The organism is Pseudomonas sp. R28(2017) (assembly GCF_002112505.1).
GTDB lineage: Bacteria > Pseudomonadota > Gammaproteobacteria > Pseudomonadales > Pseudomonadaceae > Aquipseudomonas.
Map to the genome: position 1 here is coordinate 121,991 of NZ_NEHW01000004.1, position 18,750 is coordinate 140,740.

Consider the following 18,750-nt stretch of genomic DNA (forward strand, 5'->3'; position numbering starts at 1 on the left):
TCATCCACCTCAGAACTGGAAGTACAGGAACGGCGAGTAGCTCTGCGCCGAAAGCTTGAGGATCGAGGCCACGAACAGCAGCAGGATCAGGGCGCGGGTCATGACCCGGGTCCAGTCCAGGCCGATCGAGCCGTCGGCATTCACCTGCACCGGCGTGGCCTTGGCGGTTGGCTTGGCATTGCGGTAGAAGTCGCGCAGGCCGAAGAACGCCAGGGTGAGGTAGGCGATCACCAGGGTCGCCACTTGCAGGCCGGTGAGCTGGGCGCGGTTGAGTTCCGACAGCTGCCACTCGCCGAAGCTGAACATGGCGCCGTACATGCGGGCGGCGACGTGCAGGTTCTCGGCACGGAAGATCACCCAGCCGACCACCACCAGCAGGAAGGTGAAGGCCCACTTGACCGGGTTGAAGCGCTGCGGGTTGGTGTCGATGCCCAGCGCCCGCTCGATCGCCAGCCACATGCCGTGCCAGGCGCCCCAGATGATGTAGGTGAAGTTGGCACCGTGCCACAGGCCGCCCAGCAACATGGTCAGGAACAGGTTGCGGTAGGTGTTGAAGGTGCCTTTGCGGTTGCCGCCCAGGGTGATGTACAGGTAGTCGCGCAGCCAGGTCGACAGGCTGATGTGCCAGCGCCGCCAGAACTCGGTGATCGACTGGCTGATGTATGGCTGCTTGAAGTTCTCCATGAAGCGGAAGCCCATCATCAGGCCCAGGCCGATGGCCATGTCGCTGTAGCCGCTGAAGTCGAAGTACAGCTGCGCGGTGTAGGCCAGGGCGCCGAGCCAGGCGTCGCCGGTGGTCGGGTTCTGCAGGGCGAAGCAATGGTCGGCGACCACGGCCAGGGTGTCGGCGATGAACACTTTCTTGATGAAGCCCTGCATGAAGCGGGTGCAGCCTTCGGAGAACTTGTCCAGGGTGTGGGTGCGGTTGTTGAACTGGTCGACCAGGTCCTTGAAGCGCAGCACGGGGCCGGCGATCAGGTGCGGGAAGATCGCCACGAATGCCGCGAAGTCGATCAGGTTGCGGGTGGCCGGGGTGTCGCCGCGGTACACGTCGATGATGTAGCTGATCGACTCGAAGATGTAGAACGAGATACCGATCGGCAGCAGCACGTGGGTGAGGATGAACGGCTCCAGGCCAAACGAGCTGATGATCGCGTTGAGGCTGTCGACACCGAAGTTGGCGTACTTGAAGTAACCGAGGATCGCCAGGTCCACACCGACGCCAAGCAGCAGCCAGCGCTGGGCCGGCTTGGTGCGTACGCCGGCGGCGCCGACTTTCAGGCCGATCCAGTAGTTCCACAGGGTGACGCCGGCGAACAGGGCGAGGAAATCGACCCGCCACCAGGCATAGAAGATGTAGCTGGCGACCAGCAGCAGCAGGTTGCGATAGCGTTGCCCGCTCAAGTAGTACAGGCCGAGGAAGATCGGCAAGAACAGGAACAGGAACACGTTGGACGAGAAGACCATCCCGGTTCTCCTAATTGTTCACAGCATCCGGGGCAAAGCGCCCCCCAAACCCCCCACTCAAAAGTGAGAGATACCTTGGTCCCTGTGGGAGCGGGCTTGCCCGCGAACAAGGGCGAAGCCCTTGCCATGCACCGCAGTGCCTTCTTCGCGGGCAAGCCCGCTCCCACAGGTTCCGATCCCTTGACGGGGTTAACTCATTTCTTGCTTTCTGCGCTCGGGTCATAGACCCGGGTCATGTCGCCGCCGAGCCTGAAACTGTTGAACGGCTGCATGTGCTGCTTGCGCTGCAGGGTGTCGCCGACGCAGTGGTACAGCGCGCACCAGGGCTCGAGCCACGAGTACTTGCTGTCGACCTTGAGGTCGGTCAGGTCCTGTTTCACGCCGGCGCGCTCCTTGAAGTGGCTGGGGTCGCGTGCGCCCGCCAGCACGCCTTCGCCCAGGCGCTGCAGGGCGAAGTTGTTTTCGCTGCGCAGGTCGACGTTGTTGGCCTGGGCGAAGCTGGCAATCATCGCCAGCGGCGGCAGGGCATAGTTGTGGTAGGCCAGGGCGCGTTGCTTGCGCTTGACCTCGTTGGGCAGGAAGCCCTGGTCGTCGATCTGGTTGGCGCCAACCTTGTATTCCTTCACGGCCCAGTCGAACAGGTCGCGGCGGTCGGTGGCCACGGCGGTGGCCATCACCGACCAGGCCGCCCAGTAGCTGTGGTTGTTGATCTTCTCCAGCGGCAGGTCGCTCCAGTCGCGCACGGTCTGTTCGGCGAGGCGGGCGAACCACTTCTCGATCAGCTCGGCCTCGGCCTGGTGCGCGGCCAACGGCTGCGAGTTGGAGAACTTCAGGCGCAGCCACGACCCGCTCATGCTGCCCAGCGCCCATTTGCGCATGGACTTGCCGGTGTGGTTGTAGTCGGTGGACAGCAGCGCCCCCGCGCGTGCCCAGCTGCCGAGCCAGGCCAGGGTGCAGTCGAGCTGCGCGGGGCGGCCGTCACGCATGTACTGGCCGACCATCTTGCTCACGCCTTTCTCCAGCGTGGTGATGTCTTCGGTGGACTTGCGGAAGGCTTTCTCCGAGGCGACGTTGAGCGTTGCCCGGGCCTTGTCCGAGCCTTCGTACTTGCTGCGGAACTGCAACGCGCCGGTGTACGGCTTGGGAGCCGGCTCGCAGCGGAAGTTGCCTTCACCGGTCTTGAGCTTCTCGATGCCCTCGTAGTAACCCTGCGGAGGCACCAGCGCAGCCTGTGCGGCGCCGCCGAACAGCGCGAGGGTGAGCAGGGCCGGGCTGAAAATTCGCTTGAGCATGGTCATGATCGCCTCACTGGCCAGCCTGCGCGGTCTGCGCAGGCACGGCGAAGTTGTTGCGTTTGCAGAGCTTGGCTTCGACTTTCTGAGTGCCTTGTTCCGGGCCCTGGATTTCAAAAGCCAGCAGGCTCTGGCTGGCCCAGTCCTCATCCTCACGCATCTGGAAGACGAAGCGGCCGTCGGTGTCGGAGGTTTCCGGCTTCTCCAGCTTGATGTCTTCGTGGCGGCCATTGAGGTACCAGAGCGTGGCCTGCAGCACCTTCACTGACGGATCTTCGAACTTGACGTCCATCTGCATGTTGCGGTTGATCAGGTCTTTGATCACACCACCCTTGCCGTTGACCATCAGCTCGTTCTTGCCGGGTTTGAGGGTGGCGCTGGCGCTCATCAGAGCCGGGCGGTCGTCGCAGCCGTCGTCGAGCAGACCGAGGATTTGCCGCCAGATGGTTTCCTGGTCCAGGCGGTACAGCGGCGAGAACTCCCAGATGAGGATCTTCGGCGGGTTCTTCTGGAATTCCTCGCTGCCCAGGTACTGGATCATCGAGCCTTCCAGGCCGCCACCGGGGAAGGCGACGTTGAGCACGTCGGCGCCGATGTACTGCTCGAGGAAGCCGCTGAAGTTGTAGTTCTTGCCACTGTGGCTGGTGCCGACCAGGGTGATCTGGGCGTTGCCGCTGTCACCGAACAGGTCGTCGCCGCCGCCGTCCGAGCCCTTCGGCTCGGTGGCGAACTGGTCCATGTACTGCACCGCGTAGCTGGTGCCGCAGAGCTGGCCGGCCACGTTGTGCAGGGTGCCGGTCTTGCCCATGCGCCCGGACTTGTGGGTTTCGAATTCCTTGCGCGGCACGCCTTCGAAGGCCGGCATCTTGTGCACCGTGTCGGCCACGATCTTCGCCGCGCGCTCGGCGCCGTATGGCGTCCAGTGCTGGTCACCGCGGAAGTAGAAGTCCTTGCCCTGGTCGGCGGCGGCCAGCTGCTCGTTGGTCAGCGGCGACAGGTCGGGCACGTTGTAGCCCATGCTGGCGAAGCGCTTGAGCATGGCCTGGTAGTTGCCCAGTGCCTTCTGGTAGTCGAAGGCGGCTTTCTCTTCGGGCTTGAGCATGTTGCGGTTCACCAGGCCACGGGTCGGCTGGTAGACCACGACCAGCTCCACACCGCGCTTCTTGAACGCATCGTGCACCTGCTGCAGGCGCTTGTAGCCGGCCGGCGTGGTGTTGAACTCGGTGCGCAGGTCTTCGCGGGTACGGAACAGCCAGTCGCCCTGGGCCTGCACCAGCGTGGTGAAGTTCTGCTGGTAGCGGGTGGTGTAGCGGCTGGCGTCATGCGCCTCGGGGCACAGCTGGCAGCAAGGCTCGGCGGTGAAGGTCGGGGCCTTCACCTCGTCTGCGCGCACGCCCTGGCTGATGGCCAGGAGGGCGGCGGACAGGCCCAGCAGTTTCATCAGGTGTGGAGTCATGGTCTGGGCTTCCTTAATCGATCATTTCGGTCTGGCGTTCGACCGGGTCGATCAGCACGGCCTTCTGCTGGCGCACCAGCAGGTCGAGGATTTCGTCCTGGCGCTCGCCGAGGATGCCGTTGAGGCTGATGCCGCTGGCTTTGCGCGGGGCGAGCATGGACACCTTGTACAACTCGACCGACAGCGGCGAGTCGATCGACAGCGGGCCGGAGCCGTTGGCGGCCAGCTCGCCGCCGACCACGATCAGCGACACCTTGGTGTCGAACGGGTCGAGGGCGATGTCGCGGTCGGTGTCGGACAGGTCCTTGATGTGCCCGTACACGCCGACCAGGCCGTTGGCCACGGCGACGTTTTCGTACAGGCGGATGTTCACGCTGTTGCGCACGCGGATGCCGTGGCGGCGGTTGTTGATCAGCTTGTTGCCCCAGATCAGGTTGTCGCCGCTTTCGTACAGGGTGATGCCGTCGGTGTGGTTGCGGTAGATCTCGTTGTAGGCCACCAGGTTGTTGACGCTGTTACGGTCGATCACCACGCCGGAGAGCTTGTTGTCGTAGCTCTTGTTGTTGATGATCCAGCTGTCGTTGACCTCACGCGAAACGATGATGCCGTGCTTCTTCTTGGTGCCGTACACGGTGTTGCCGGCAATGATCAGGCGGTGCGAACGGTCGTGCGGGTCGATGCCGTAGACGATGTTGTCGTGGTAGGTGTTGTCCTTGACCACGAAGTCGGAGGTCTCGTAGCAGTAGAAGCCGTACCACATGTCGCTGAACGTCGAGCCGATGATCCAGCCGGTCGGTTCCGCACGGCCCATGCGCTTGGACATGTTCGGCGTGTACTGCGAGATGCTCACGCCGTACGACTTGGACTTGGCATAGCCGAAGCTGGCCATGCTGGTGTTGACGATGTAGGTCTCGGTACCGCCCCACGACAGCAGGAACGGGCGGAATTCCTTGGGCGAGCGGAAGGTCGCCGGGCCGTTGTCCTTCTCGCGCCAGCCGGTCACCTGGGTGTCGGTGACAAACAGCTTGCCATCGTTGACCAGGAACGCGCCGCCTTCCTGGGACAGGCGCAGCTGCTTGACCTTGCTGTCGATCTCGAGAATGCCCTTCTGCCCGACCACGATCGGCAGGCGCGCCAGGTACACGCCGGGTTCGACTTCGCTGAGGTACTGCTTGGGCACCTTCTTGCTCAGCTCGACCAGGTCGACATGACCGTCATCGACGAAGATCGCCTGAGGGATGCCATGCTGGCGTTGCACCCATTCGGCGGCCTTGTTGTCGCCGCCGACGAATTCCTTGAGGGTGTCCTCCTGGAACATGCGGCGCACGCTGACTTTGCCCTTGTGGCGGCGGTCGATCTTCTTCTGCACCGCTTCGGCGGTGTAGCCGGTCAGGTCGGGCAGTTTCGGCGGGTCCATCTGCAGCGGCTCGATCGGGGCGCTGGCCACGGTGTAGGTCTTGGCCTGCTGCAGCTCCTTGGCGATCACCTGGGGCTCTGCGGCGACAGCCAGGCCGCTGGCCAGCAGCAATGCGCTGGCCAGAAGGCTGTGACGTAAGTGCGGGTGAAGGTTCATCAGGTTTCTCCCGGCCTCAGAAGCGCCAGATCACGTCGACGAAGGCACGGTGCATGTACGAGTCCGCTTCCTTGCCATAGGCGTCGCCCGGCTTGAACACGCCGGCACGCAGGCGCACCAGGGCGGACGGCTCGTCGATCGCCTGGCTCATCGAAGCCGGCAGCAGGCCTTGCTTGAAGTACTTGGTGACGACCACGTCCATTTCCTGGCCGAGGTCTTTTTCGCCATCGACCAGCGGGCGGTTCACGCCGTCGTCGTTGACCACTGCATTGATGCCGCTGGAACCGATGTTCTGATTGCCGTCGACACGCCAGAACTTGTGGTAGATGAGGCTGGCGTCGTAGTCGTCGCGCAGCTGCCAGGAGGCGAACAGGGTGGCCGCCTGCAGGTTGCCCAGCTCGCCGCGGAAGGCTTCGCCGAAGCGGTGCACGCGCGAACGGGTACCGGTGTAGTTGGAGCGGTTGCTCTCCAGGCCGGTCTGTTCGAAGTTGCTCGAACCGTCGTCGCCACCGCCGCCACTGCCACGGGCGTAGGCGGCACCGACCTGCCATTGCGGGTCCAGGCGCAGGCGGATGCCGAGGTCGGTGGCCCAGGCGTTGACGTTGCCGCTCTGCTTGCCGGTGGCCACGGTCTGGTCGCCGACGGTCTGGCTGCTCAGGGTGTCACGGTCACCGGTCAGCCAGGTGACGCTGCCCCAGTAGTTGACGGTGTGGTCGTTGCGCCAGTTGTAGGCGTCGCTGTTGGCTTCCAGGCCCAGCCAGGTGAGGTCGCCGGTGCGGGTCTTGTCCAGCGCATCGACGGTTTCGCCCGGGTTCTTCAGGCTGCCGCTGTCATGGGTGTGGTGGGCGCGCAGGCCGACCCAGTGGCCTGGGGTCCACTGCGTGGCGACGTTGCCGTAGAGGTGGGTGCGGTCCTTGTCTTCGGGGGCCAGCTCGGTGAGGTCGGTGCGGTACTCGCTGAAGCGCTGGGCCACGCCCAGGTCGGCCTTGAGCAGGGTGGTGTCGAAGGTCCAGTTCAGCGCTTCGATGTTGGTGTCGCGCCACATGCCGTCGTCGCTGCGCAGGCGCTGGCGACCGAGGCGCAGCTGCTCGCCGGGGTAGGCGGTGAGGCCGCTGTAGCCGACCCAGAACTCGCGCATGGCCAGGTAGCTCTTGTCCTGCTTGCGGCCGTCGGCGGCGGTGTCGGTGCTGGTGCCGTCGTCGTTCTGGCGCAGGGTGTCGGTTTCGATGGTGTCGGTGGCGGTGACCGCCTGGCCCATGGCATAGGCGCTCCAGTTGCCGCGCTCGCCGTACACCCAAGGGCGCAGGTCGAGACCCAGGCCGTTGACATCGCCGCCTGGGCGGGTGCCGAGGTCGCGGTCGTCTTCCGACTGGCCGGTGATTTTCACATCCAGGCCGAAGTTCTTTTCAGCGGTCATTTCCGCCAGGGTCGGGCAGGACCACAGCAGGGCGAAGCTCAGGCCAATGCCGGCTTTCACGAATGGATTGAGCGTCATAGCGAGTCCTCACCTTCTACTTCTTTTTCGTCGTCTTGCAGGGCTTCGAGGGCCAGGGTGCTGTTGGCGCCCTGAACCATGCTGCCGCGGGCCTGCTTTTCCTGCGCCAGCAGGCTCTGTGCCTGGCTGCGCTGGTCAGGCGTGAGTTGCTGGTCGAGCTGTTGCAGCAGTTCGCTGGACTGTGGCGTCGGGTTGACCTGTGACAACTGGGCGAACACCCAGGCATTGCCCGGTTGCGGGCGGATGCCGTGGCCTTCGCTGAACAGTTGGGCGAGGGCGTAGTCGGCACTGTTCTGGCCACCGCGGGCGGCAGCCAGCAGGTGATCGACGGCCTTCTGCGGCTCGACCTTGCCCAGGTAGCCGCGGCGGTACAGCTGGCCGAGGTAGTAATGGGCGCTGACTTCACCCGCGTCGGCGGCGGCCTGCAGGTGTTGCTCGGCCTTCACCGCATCGGCGGGCAAGGTCTTGCCTTCGTAGTACAGGCGGCCCAGCAGCAGTTCGGCGCGTGGCTGTTCGGCTTCGCGGCCCTTGTCGATGTAGGCCATCAGCTGGTCGGTGTCGCCCAGTTCGGGGAAGTCGTACAGCAGCTGCGCCAGGCTGACCCAGGACGCCGGGTTGGCCGGGGCGACCTGCTCGAGCAGGTCCTTGGCGGTTTTTTCGTCGGTCTGGCCGAGGCTGCGGTCAGCCAGCACGCGGGCGACGCTGTCGACCCGGGTGGCCGGCACCGCGCCACGGGCGTAGGCGGATTTCAGCTGGCCGAGCAGGGCGGCCTGTTGATCGGCCTGGCCGCGCTTCTGGTACACGGTGGCCAGCTCGACGTAGCAGATGTCGGTGGTGTTCAGCGCGGCCTTGCAGATTTTTTCGACGTCGCCCAGGTGCTGGTCGTAGGTGCCCTGGGTGCGATACAGCAGCACCTGGGCCAGGCCCGCTTCCGGGTTGCCGACGGCGCGCCACTGGTCGATCTGCTGCTGGGCGTTGACCTTGGGGAAACTCTGCGGGTAGGTCAGGTAGAGCATCGCCAGCGGGATCAGGGTGTTGCTTTCACCTTGCTTGGCGGCGAGCTTGAGCAGGGTTTCGGCTTCTTCACGTTCGGCCTGGGTGCTGTCGGGCTTGGCCACCAGCAGGCGGCCGAGGCGCGCCTGGGCACGCGGCGAGGTGGAGGCGGCAGCGCGGTACGTGGCTTCGGCTTCGCGGATTTTTGCCGGGTCACGGGTGGCCACCTTGATGTCGGCCAGGCCCACTTGCGCGTCGCTGTAGCCCAGGTCGGCCAGGGCCTTGTAGTTGCGCTCGGCCAGCGCGGTGTCGCCGCGCTTGAGGGCTTCGTTGGCCAGGCGCTGGTCGGGCAGGCCCGCACAGCCGGCCAGGGTGATGGCTGCAGCCAATGCACACATTCCAAGGTTCACTCGGACCCTGTGGGAGCGGGCTTGCCCGCGAACTGCCACTGCCGACGACGTTGACCCTGCTGGTCTCTTCGCGGGCAAGCCCGCTCCCACAGAGATCGCGTTGATTTCAGAGATCATTGTCCGATCCTCTTACAGGCCACGGGCCACGGCTTTGTCGATCAGCCAGTTCAGCGAAGGGCCACGGTCGCTGTTGACCGAGGCAGGGCGCCCGGCCAGTTCGGCCGGCATGGCGCTGTCGGGCTTGATCTGCACGCGGATGTCGGAGGCCAGGTCATCGCTGTTGAGGCTGGCGCTGCTGACGATCTGGCCAGTGCGCATTTCGTCTTCGCCGGCCACCTGGAAGTTGACCCGTGTGCCTGGCTTGACCTCGTCGAACTGGCGGTAGCTGAAGCGTGCCTCGACCATTGGTGTGGTGGTGCGCGGCACCAGCTGGAAGATCGGCTGGCCCTTGGCGGCGTACTGGCCGTCGTCCACCAGCTGGCGGGCGACCACGCAATCGCAAGGGCTGGTGAGGGTGCCGGAGAGCTGCTTGCCGAACAGCTCCTCGATCTTCGCCGGCTCCAGCTGCGAGTCGTCCAGGTTGCCCTTGAGCATGTCCAGCATGCTGGTGGTGAAGGTTGCCAGTGGCGCGCCCTTGACGATCTGCCCACCGGTTTCGGCCAGGCTGTTCACGGTACCGTCGCGCGGCATGGTGACGGTGGTGGTCGGCACGGCGACCACGCCGGCTTCGGCATGGCTGACGAAGTACATGCCGTACAGCGACTTGGCGACGAAGCCGAAGGCGGCCACGCCGACCACGAACACGCCCAGGGTCACGGTCACCGCCTTGAGCCGGCCGAAGGCGGACAGGCCGGATCCACCGTCCTTCTGCTTGCGGGCCTTGGTGAAGTTGTCGCGCTGCAGGGTGCTGAGCACGTCGCCCGCAGTGATCAGTTCACCGGAAAGGTGGCTGGTGATGATGTGGCGCAGGGTGGCGATGTCGCGGGGTTCGAGGTTCTGGAACTGTGCGCCGGTGCGGCCGCTGCCCGTGTTGTAGGCGCGCACCTGGAACTCGATGTCCATCGACAGGCCGAGGTTGTCGACCGTGAACTGCAGGCGACCGCGCAGCACTTCACCGACCGACAGTGGCTGTTTGGTGTGGAAGCTCAGGCCACCGGCGGAGAGGTCGTCGACCTTCACATCGTGGGCCTGGCGCTCTTTGTCGAGGAAGCGCAGCTTGGCGGGGATGCGCACCCGGGCGTGTTGGCGCTGGGCTTCGGACTCATGCACGACGTTGACGTTCACGGCGGTATTCATCTGGGTTTGTTCCTGTTAGTTCCGATCCGGGTTGGGCTCACACGACCATGAACAGCACAGCGACGAAGATGCTGGCAGCCGAGAAGGTCATGGTCCGCGAGGACCAGGTGTTGAACCATTGTTGAAAACTGGCGAGGTCACGCTTGAGGGCAGTCGGTTGGCGGGTCCAGGACTGCTTGTCGAGGCGGAAGAACACGTAGATCTTCATCAGCGCGCCGACGATCTGGTTGTAATAGAGAATCAGCGGGTAGGCCGGGCCCACGTTGTGGCCCGAGCACAGCAGCATGATGGTGAGGATCAGGCGGGTGATGCCGATCCACAGCAGGTACACCAGCAGGAAGGCCATGCCGAACTTGAGGCTGGCGATCACCGCCACGGTCAGGCCCAGCAGGCTGGTCCACATCGACACGCGCTGGTCGAACAACACGATGCTGGTGAACAGGCCCAGGCGACGCAGGCCAAGGCCCAGCGCACGGGAGTTCTGCCGCAGGTTGTTGCCGTACCAGCGGTACATCAGCTTGCGGCTGGCCTTGAGGAAGCTCTTTTCCGGCGGGTGCTCGACCGTGTTGATCGCGGCATCCGGCACGTAGAAGGTGTCGTAGCCCAGGCGCATCAGGCTGAACCAGCTGGACTTGTCGTCACCGGTGAGGAACTTGAAGCGGCCCAGGCGCCAGTGCATCAGCGAGTCGCTTTCGACATCGGCGATGAATTCGGGGTTGGTCACCACGCTGGCGCGGAACATCGACATGCGCCCGGTCATGGTCAGCACGCGCTTGGAAAGGGCCATCGAGCACATGTTGATATGGCGCTGGGCGAAGCGCAGCTTGTGCCACTCGCTCATGATGTAGCCGCCGCGTACTTCGCAGAATTCGTTGGTGGTCAGGCCACCGACGTTGGGGTACAGCTTGAACCACGGCACGGTCTTGCGCACCACGCCTTCGCCGAGCACGGTGTCGCCGTCGATCACCGCGACCACGGCGTTTTCGTCCGGCAGCATCCGCGAGATGGCGCGGAAACCATAGGCCAGGCCATCGCGCTTGCCGGTACCGGCAATGCGCACGATGTCCAGGGTGACGTGTGCGGGCGGGTTGTACTTGGCCCACAGGCTCTTTACCAGCAGTTCATCGGACATCTCCACCAGCGAGCAGACCACGGTGGTGGGGTAGCCGCATTCGATCGCCTCGCGGATCACCGAGCTGTACACCTGGGCGGTGGTCAGCGCTTCGATACGGAAGCTGGTGACCATCAGGTACACGTGCGACGGCGCGGCGGCATCGCCCATCTTCTGCACCTTGCGGCGCAGGTACGGGTAGACGCCGTAGAGGAAGATCATGCCGCGGATGAAATGGGTGGCGCCCATGGAATAGCGCCAGATGCCGACTGCGCCGACCAGGAAGATGAAGTGCTTCGATTGCGAGTCGAAGATATCGGCTGGCAGGGCCAGGGCGATCAGCATGAGCAGGCTCATGTAGAGCAGCCACCCGGCGCACTGCAACAGCACTGTCTGGAGCCTTTGCATGTTCAGCATCCGTCGAGAATTCGGGAAAGAGTGGGCAGCGATGGTGGGGAGGCCACCGCTGCCCGGTCGGGCATTTACCAGCAAATGCCTTCGGTACGGCTGGTGGTGCAGGTCGGCTTGCTCATGAAGCCAACCAGGTCGATCACCTGCTTGCCTTCCGGCGCTTGCTCGGCAAGGGCGCGGAACTGCTCGTCACGGTTGCCCAGGACGATGATGTCGGCGTTGGCGATGACCTTCTGGAAGTCGGCGTTGAGCAGCGACGAGACGTGCGGGATCTTCGACTCGATGTACTCTTTGTTCGCCCCGTGGACGCGGGCGTACTCGACGTTCTCGTCGTAGATGTCCAGCTGGTAGCCCTTGCCGATCAGGCGCTCGGCCAGTTCCACCAGCGGGCTTTCGCGCAGGTCGTCGGTGCCGGCCTTGAAGCTCAGGCCGAGCAGGGCGACCTTGCGCTTGTCGTGGGCTTCGATCAGTTCGAAGGCGTTCTGCACCTGCGACTCGTTGCTGCGCATCAGCGAATCGAGCAGCGGTGCACGCACGTCGAGGGAGGCGGCGCGGTAGGTGAGGGCACGCACGTCCTTCGGCAGGCACGAACCGCCGAAGGCGAAACCTGGGCGCATGTAGTACTGCGACAGGTTCAGCACCTTGTCCTGGCAGACCACGTCCATCACGTCGCGGCCATCGACGCCGACGGCCTTGGCGATGTTGCCGATTTCGTTGGCGAAGGTGACCTTGGTGGCGTGCCACACGTTGCAGGTGTACTTGATCATCTCGGCCACTTCGATCGGCTTGCGGATGACCGGTGCGTCGAGTTCTTCGTACAGGGCTTGCAGCACGTCGCCGCTGGCCTTGTCCAGTTCACCGATGACGGTCATAGGCGGCTGGTCGTAGTCCTTGATCGCGGTGCTTTCACGCAGGAACTCCGGGTTCACTGCCACGCCGAAGTCGACGCCGGCCTTCTTGCCGGAGCAGTCTTCGAGAATCGGGATCACCACGTTCTTGACGGTGCCTGGCAGCACGGTGCTGCGTACCACGATGGTGTGGCGGCGCTCGCTGTCACGCAGCACGTAGCCGATCTCGCGGCACACCGACTCGATGTATTCCAGGCCCAGGTCGCCGTTCTTCTTGCTCGGAGTGCCGACGCAGATCATCGACACGTCGCTGGCACGGATGGCCTCGGCGAAGTCGGTGGTGCCACGCAGGCGGCCGTTGGCGATGCCTTGTTGCAGCAGTGCTTCCAGGCCAGGTTCGACAATGGGCGACTTGCCCTGATTGATCAGGTCGATCTTGGTCTTGGACACGTCCACACCAATCACGTCATGGCCTCGCGCCGTCAGGCAGCCTGCACAGACCGCACCCACATAACCCAAACCAAAGATGCTGATACGCATCGCTATCACCTCATGTGTTTATCACGCCAGCTCCTCCGGGAAGAGCCGGACTGGGTTGATTAACAACAGTTTTCGGGCGCACGGGTCCATGGCGAAAAGCTCACTTCGCCGAGCGCAGGCATGAATAAATCCGTCGCGCACAAAGTTGTGCACTAATAGTTGGCAGTATTAAGCCAGTATTTAAAAGGCGTGCCCTGTAATGCAGCCGTCTTTATTGCAAAGCGCTACTTGGCGCCTTGCTGTGCTTGTTTTTTCAAGTGGAAAAATCCTTTGAAATCAACCACTAGGACGAGTTTTAAAGGGCGCGTTACTCCTCGGTTGGCAGTGCCTTCGGGGTTTCCCGTTGCGCTTGCCAGGTTATCGAAGCGGGTAGTGATACCTGCCGGTTGTCATCTGTAAGTCATCTCTCACACCCCAAGGGCAGGAAATTCGTTACGGCACTATGAGCGATAGGTCGTAGTAGAAGTTCCTGAGGGCATTCCGCTTCGATGAAAGATTTCTAAATAATTTTTCAGTGGCAAATACTTTCAAATTGATAGCACGTCACAGTTTCACCCCCGGTTATAAAGGACGAGACTGAAGCGCGGTGTTGTTATGCCACCATGAAAAAATATTTTTCAAAATTCGTCAAAAAAGTACGAACGGTCTTATGGCGTTTGGCGATATAGAGATGGGTGCTGGTTTTTTGGCGTCGGAATAATGACTTGATGGCGCTTTGAAGCTTGCCCTATTGCAGGGCGGGAGGGATGTATCAAGGCTACTGGCCTCTTCGCGGGCTTGCCCGCGAAGAGGCCCGAACAGGTTTACTCGGCAGCGTGATCGCGCAGGAACACCAGGTGATCCGGCTTGGACTGCTCGGCACTGTAGTAGTAGCCCTGCACATCGAACTGCTTGAGCTGCTCCGGGTCGTTCACCCGTTCCTGGATCACGAAGCGGCTCATCATGCCGCGGGCCTTCTTGGCGTAGAAGCTGATGATCTTGTACTGGCCGTTCTTCAGGTCCTTGAAGTCGACGTTGATCACCCGAGCCTTCAACGCGCTGCGTTTCACCGCACTGAAATACTCGTTGCTGGCCAGGTTCAACAGCAGGTCGTCGCCCTGGTCGGCCAGCGCCTGGTTCAGCCATTCGCTGATGCGCGTGCCCCAGAAGGCATACAGGTCCTTGCCGCGGGCGTTGGCCAGCTTGGTGCCCATTTCCAGGCGGTAGGGCTGCATCAGGTCGAGCGGGCGCAGCAGGCCGTACAGGCCTGAGAGCATGCGCAGGTGCGCCTGGGCGTAGCTGAAGTCGTCCTCGCCGAGGGTTTCGGCATCCAGCCCGGTGTACACGTCACCTTTGAACGCCAGCAGCGCCTGTTTGGCGTTGGCCGGGGTGAAATCCGGGGTCCAGCTGCCAAAACGCGCGGCATTGAGCCCGGCGAGCTTGTCGGACAGGTGCATCAGCTCGCTGATTTGCGCCGGCGACAGTTCGCGCAGCTGCAGGATCAGTTCCTGGGAATCGTCCAGGTATTGCGGCAGGGTGAAGCGCTCCGTCACCGGCGCGGTGTCGTAGTCGAGGGTCTTGGCGGGGGAAATCACCGTCAGCATCGGGTCGGCTCCTGGAATCGTTGCGGTGAATTCTACGGATCGCGGCCGGTAACGCCAAACTATGGCGACAATAGTCACAGACCATCGCCGAAGCAGGCGCTATAGTGCGCGTTTTGGCTGTCACGGAGAGACCGATCGTGCGCATTGCCGGGGCCTTGCTGGCCACCTTGTTGAGCCTGGCCGCCCAGGCCGCCCCCCTGCCGCCGGCCAGCCTCGACCGCAGCCAGTGGCCCGAGCAGCTGGACAGCCCGGTGCTGTTCGACGTCGCCTCGCGGGCCGAGATCCTGTCATTTGCCCAGGTGTTGCACGAAAGCGAACTGCTCGATGATGGCGCGCTGGCTGCGCGGTTGGGCTTGCGGCAGATCAACCTGCAGAAGATCCGCGCGGTGCGCGCACACATGTGGCAGCGCTTGTGGCAGGGCTACCAGCAGGCCCAGCGCAGTTGCGAACAGGATGCCTCGTTCTGTTACCTGCTCGAGTCCATGGCCGACTTGCGCACCAGGGCGGCGACGTTCGCCACAGAAGTCGGCACGTTCTACACCGGTTGGATCGAACCCAGCCATCAGTTCCATGTGCGTTATCTGGATGAGCAACTGCGCAAGGCCGCGTTGCTGCCGCAGACCAGCAGCGAGGTCGAGCGCCTGTCCAGCCGCGAGCGCAATGGCGATGAACTGAACGACCGCATGTTCCTGCTGACCTTCGTCGGTGGCCCAGGGCCGGATGGCGGAAGCACCGATGCGCTCACCGAATACCTGCGCAAGCAGAAGCTGCAGGGCACCTTCTTTGTCTTGGGCAACCGCTTGCAGCAGCGGCGCGATGCCGGTGCAGCCGATGCGCTGGGCACGCTCTATGCCGGCCAATGCGTGGGCATCCAGGGTTGGGAGTACCGCTCTCATGCCCAGTGGCAGGGCTGGCAGGACTCGATCAGGCGCGCCCAGGCCCGGGTTCAGGCTGACCTGCCGGCGCAATACGTGCCGTTGTTCCGCCCGCCCTACGGCCAGCGCCGGGCCGACGGCGAGGCATTCATGGCCAGCCAGCAGCTGCGGGTGTCGCTATGGGATATCGATGCTCAGGATGATGGCCCGCTCACCGCCGAAGCGTCGGCGCAGCGCGTGGTGACCTTGATGCTGCTCTGGCGCAAAGGGGTGATCCAGTTCCATGACAGCCTGCCCAAGGCGCAGCCGGCGGTCGAGTGGCTGCTGCACAGCACGGTGCAAAGTGGAATCGGCTGGGAGGACTGCCGCGATTACGCGTATCGCGAATAGAGGGTATGACTTCTGACTGTAGTCCCGTCTGGCTTTGCCGCCAAGCGCTCTTCGTCAATCGGAAAAATAAACTTCAAAATCTCGTAAAAATGCTTTTTTCGGTCATGGTTTTTGCGGTATGAAGAAACCAGACAGCCGATTCCTGCAGCACAGGTGGCGTCATCCAGGCCCACCTTGCCAGGTTCGCTTCCCGCCCGTAGCAACGCGGATACGGGGAGAACGGCGGTCACTCTGCGGCGCACTACAGAGCGTGCCGTGTGGCTTCGACATAAGGTGACCGAGTATGGATGACCAAGGACGCAACCCTTCCTCCAGCAAGCCAATCCTCTATGTGCTCGATACCAACGTCCTGATTCACGACCCCAACGCATTGCTCAACTTCGAGGAGCACCACGTCGCCATACCGATGACGGTGCTGGAGGAACTCGACAAGCTCAAGACCGGTAAACAGACCATCGCCGCCGAATGTCGCCAGGCCATCCGCCTGATCGACCAGACCCTCGGTGACGCTTCGCCCAGCGATGTCGAGCAGGGCGTGCCGATCCAGCGGGGCAAGAGCGGGCCCAAGGGCTACCTGTCGATCCTGATGAGCCCGCGCAACGAGCCCAGCAAGTTGCTGCCGGAAAACCTCAACGACAACATCATCATCAACACCCTGCTCGACGTACGCAGCCGGCGCTCCGACCTGGACGTGGTGCTGGTCACCAAAGACATCAACATGCGCCTGAAGGCGCGCGCCTGCGGGATCGCCGCCGAGGACTACAGCACCGACCAGCTGGTCGACGACGTCTCTCTGCTGTCCAAGGGCTATCACTCGGTCAGCGGTTCGTTCTGGGACCGCGTCAGCAAGGTCGATACCCGCCAGGAGCGTGGCCGCACCTGGCATCGGGTGCAGATGATCGACAACCTGCCAGCGGTGCACATCAACGAGTTCATCATCGACGAGCAAGGTTTTGTCGGCTGGGTGAAAGGCATCCGTAATGACGAGCTGCTACTGCTCGACCTGCACCAGGAGCCCTTGCTGCACCAGGAAGCCTGGGGCCTTAAGCCGCGGGACATTCATCAGAGCCTGGCGCTGTTCGCCTTGCTCGACCCGGATATCCACCTGGTCAACCTGACCGGCGCTGCCGGCTCCGGCAAGACCATCCTGGCCCTGGCCGCAGCCATCGAGCAGACCATGGTCAGCAAGCGCTACCGGCGCATCATCGCCACCCGCAGCGTGCAGGGGCTGGACCAGGAGATCGGCTTCCTGCCGGGCACCGAGGCAGAGAAGATGGAGCCTTGGCTGGGCGCCATCACCGACAACCTCGAAGCCTTGCACATGGATGACGAAAGCACCCATGGCAGCGTCGAATACATCCTTGAACGTGTGCCGCTGCAGTTCAAGTCACTGAACTACATCCGTGGGCGCAGCTTCCAGCAGAGCCTGATCCTGATCGACGAGTGCCAGAACCTCACACCGCACCAGATGAAAACCATCATCACCCGGGCCGGCTCCGGCTCCAAGGTGGTGTGCCTGGGCAACCTGGCACAGATCGATACACCTTACCTGTCCGCGACCAGCTCGGGCCTGACCTACCTGACCGAGCGTTTCAAGGACTTCCCCCATGGTGTGCACATCACCCTGCAGGGTGTGCCACGCTCGGTGCTGGCCGAGTACGCCGAGTCTCACCTGTAACCCTCCCAGCCGGGCGGCCCGCCGCCCGGCTTTTTTCCGCTGCGCAATCCTGACCCACGGGTTTACACTCTCTGTTCCCTTCACAGGAGCAGAGCAGTGCTGACTCATCTCGATTCCCAGGGGCGCGCCAACATGGTCGACGTCACTGAAAAAGCCGTGACCGAGCGCGAGGCCGTGGCCGAAGCGCGGGTGCGCATGTTGCCGCAGACCTTGCAGATGATCGTCGATGGCGAGCATCCCAAGGGCGATGTGTTCGCCGTGGCGCGTATTGCCGGTATTCAGGCGGCGAAGAAGACCAGCGACCTGATCCCGCTGTGCCACCCGCTGATGCTGACCAGCGTCAAGGTCGAACTGAGCGCCGAAGGCCAGGACGCGGTGCGCATCGTCGCCCGTTGCAAGCTGGCCGGGCAGACCGGCGTCGAGATGGAGGCGCTGACCGCCGCCAGCGTTGCTGCGCTGACGATCTACGACATGTGCAAGGCCGTGGACAAGGGCATGGTCATCGAACAGGTGCGCCTGCTGGAAAAGGTGGGTGGCAAGAGCGGGCACTACAAGGTGGAGGCATGATGAAGGTCAAGGTGATGTACTTCGCCCGCTACCGCGAGCTGCTGGGTGTCGATGCCGAGCGCCTGGAAGGCGAATTCAAGGTGCTCGACGACGTGCGCCAGGCGCTGGTGGCCAAAGGTGGGCAGTATGCGGTGCTGGCCGAGCAGAACCTGATGTGCGCGCGCAACGAAGAGCTGTGCCGGCTCGACGAGCCGCTGGAAGAGGACGACGACGTGGCGTTCTTCCCACCGGTGACCGGAGGCTGAACATGGCAGTGCGAGTGCAGCAGGGTGCGTTCGACCCAGGGGCCGAGGTCAATGCCATGCATGCGGCCAATGTCGGCGTCGGCGCCGTGGTCGGTTTCGTCGGCTATGTGCGCGATTTCAACGATGGGCGTGAGGTGGCGGGGATGTTCCTCGAACATTACCCGGGCATGACCGAGAAGGCCCTGGCCAAGATCGTGGTCGAGGCCGAGCAGCGCTGGCCGTTGCTCAAGGTCGAGGTGCTGCACCGCATCGGTGCGCTGGAGCCGGGTGAGCCGATCGTATTCGTCGGCGTGGCCAGTGCCCATCGGCAGGCGGCGTTCGATGCCTGCAACTTCATCATGGACTACCTGAAGACTCGGGCGCCGTTCTGGAAGAAGGAAAATACCCAGGAAGGGCCGAGGTGGGTGGAAGGCAAGCAGAGTGACCAGGATGCCGCAGGGCGCTGGTAGGTAGGAGGTTTATGGCCGGGGCTTCGCCCCGGTTCTCGGCGGTTCGGCGCCCCGACAAGCCTGCTCCCACA

At 63.3% G+C, this 18,750-nt stretch carries 15 protein-coding genes; 5 read left to right on the forward strand and 10 right to left on the reverse strand.

What is annotated here, in order from left to right:
- Window positions 1-9 precede the first annotated feature (9 nt).
- The 10 genes from CAF78_RS08600 to yaaA all read right to left on the reverse strand — a co-directional run bounded on the left by CAF78_RS08600 (window position 10) and on the right by yaaA (window position 14,475).
- Window positions 10-1,467, reverse strand: a complete 1,458-nt coding sequence (locus CAF78_RS08600) for an MBOAT family protein (RefSeq protein ID WP_085675037.1) — start codon at window positions 1,465-1,467, stop codon at window positions 10-12.
- 194 nt (window positions 1,468-1,661) lie between these two features.
- Window positions 1,662-2,765 carry a mannuronate-specific alginate lyase gene (locus CAF78_RS08605; RefSeq protein ID WP_085675038.1) on the reverse strand — a complete coding sequence of 368 codons (1,104 nt, stop codon included), beginning with the start codon at window positions 2,763-2,765 and terminating at the stop codon, window positions 1,662-1,664.
- Between the two features lie 7 nt (window positions 2,766-2,772).
- A complete protein-coding gene (locus CAF78_RS08610) occupies window positions 2,773-4,215 on the reverse strand; it encodes an alginate O-acetyltransferase (RefSeq protein ID WP_085675039.1) in 1,443 nt (480 codons plus the stop codon).
- Between the two features lie 13 nt (window positions 4,216-4,228).
- Window positions 4,229-5,788, reverse strand: a complete 1,560-nt coding sequence (algG, locus tag CAF78_RS08615) for a mannuronan 5-epimerase AlgG (RefSeq protein WP_085675040.1) — start codon at window positions 5,786-5,788, stop codon at window positions 4,229-4,231.
- A 16-nt stretch (window positions 5,789-5,804) separates the two neighbouring features.
- Entirely contained in the window at window positions 5,805-7,283 is a 1,479-nt protein-coding gene (locus tag CAF78_RS08620; RefSeq protein ID WP_085675041.1) for an alginate export family protein, read from the reverse strand.
- Complete coding sequence (gene algK / locus CAF78_RS08625; RefSeq protein ID WP_085675042.1) at window positions 7,280-8,674, reverse strand: alginate biosynthesis TPR repeat lipoprotein AlgK; 1,395 nt, start codon at window positions 8,672-8,674, stop codon at window positions 7,280-7,282. The genes CAF78_RS08620 and algK overlap by 4 nt, the downstream gene beginning before the upstream one ends.
- A 141-nt stretch (window positions 8,675-8,815) precedes the next feature.
- The gene (locus CAF78_RS08630; protein WP_085675043.1) at window positions 8,816-9,982 is read right to left on the reverse strand and encodes an alginate biosynthesis protein Alg44; all 1,167 of its coding nucleotides are present in this window, start codon (window positions 9,980-9,982) and stop codon (window positions 8,816-8,818) included.
- Window positions 9,983-10,019: 37 nt separating this feature from the next.
- Complete coding sequence (locus CAF78_RS08635; RefSeq protein WP_085675044.1) at window positions 10,020-11,501, reverse strand: glycosyltransferase family 2 protein; 1,482 nt, start codon at window positions 11,499-11,501, stop codon at window positions 10,020-10,022.
- A 74-nt stretch (window positions 11,502-11,575) separates the two neighbouring features.
- Entirely contained in the window at window positions 11,576-12,892 is a 1,317-nt protein-coding gene (locus CAF78_RS08640; RefSeq protein WP_085675045.1) for a nucleotide sugar dehydrogenase, read from the reverse strand.
- A gap of 803 nt (window positions 12,893-13,695) precedes the next feature.
- Window positions 13,696-14,475 (reverse strand): peroxide stress protein YaaA, encoded by a 780-nt coding sequence (gene yaaA, locus CAF78_RS08645; RefSeq protein WP_085675046.1) that lies wholly within the window; start codon window positions 14,473-14,475, stop codon window positions 13,696-13,698.
- A gap of 137 nt (window positions 14,476-14,612) precedes the next feature.
- On the opposite strand from yaaA, the gene CAF78_RS08650 reads away from it, so the two are divergent.
- The 5 genes from CAF78_RS08650 (at window position 14,613) to moaE (ending at window position 18,679) form a co-directional block, all read left to right on the forward strand.
- On the forward strand, window positions 14,613-15,740 hold the full coding sequence (locus tag CAF78_RS08650) for a polysaccharide deacetylase family protein (RefSeq protein ID WP_085675047.1): 1,128 nt from the start codon (window positions 14,613-14,615) through the stop codon (window positions 15,738-15,740).
- 283 nt (window positions 15,741-16,023) lie between these two features.
- Window positions 16,024-17,418, forward strand: a complete 1,395-nt coding sequence (locus tag CAF78_RS08655; RefSeq protein ID WP_085675048.1) for a PhoH family protein — start codon at window positions 16,024-16,026, stop codon at window positions 17,416-17,418.
- 96 nt (window positions 17,419-17,514) lie between these two features.
- Complete coding sequence (moaC, locus tag CAF78_RS08660; protein ID WP_085675049.1) at window positions 17,515-17,985, forward strand: cyclic pyranopterin monophosphate synthase MoaC; 471 nt, start codon at window positions 17,515-17,517, stop codon at window positions 17,983-17,985.
- A complete protein-coding gene (locus tag CAF78_RS08665; RefSeq protein ID WP_085675050.1) occupies window positions 17,985-18,230 on the forward strand; it encodes a MoaD/ThiS family protein in 246 nt (81 codons plus the stop codon). Before moaC ends, CAF78_RS08665 begins: the two co-directional genes overlap by 1 nt.
- A gap of 2 nt (window positions 18,231-18,232) precedes the next feature.
- Window positions 18,233-18,679, forward strand: coding sequence for a molybdopterin synthase catalytic subunit MoaE (gene moaE / locus CAF78_RS08670; RefSeq protein ID WP_079226613.1), 447 nt, complete (start codon window positions 18,233-18,235; stop codon window positions 18,677-18,679).
- Window positions 18,680-18,750 lie beyond the last annotated feature (71 nt).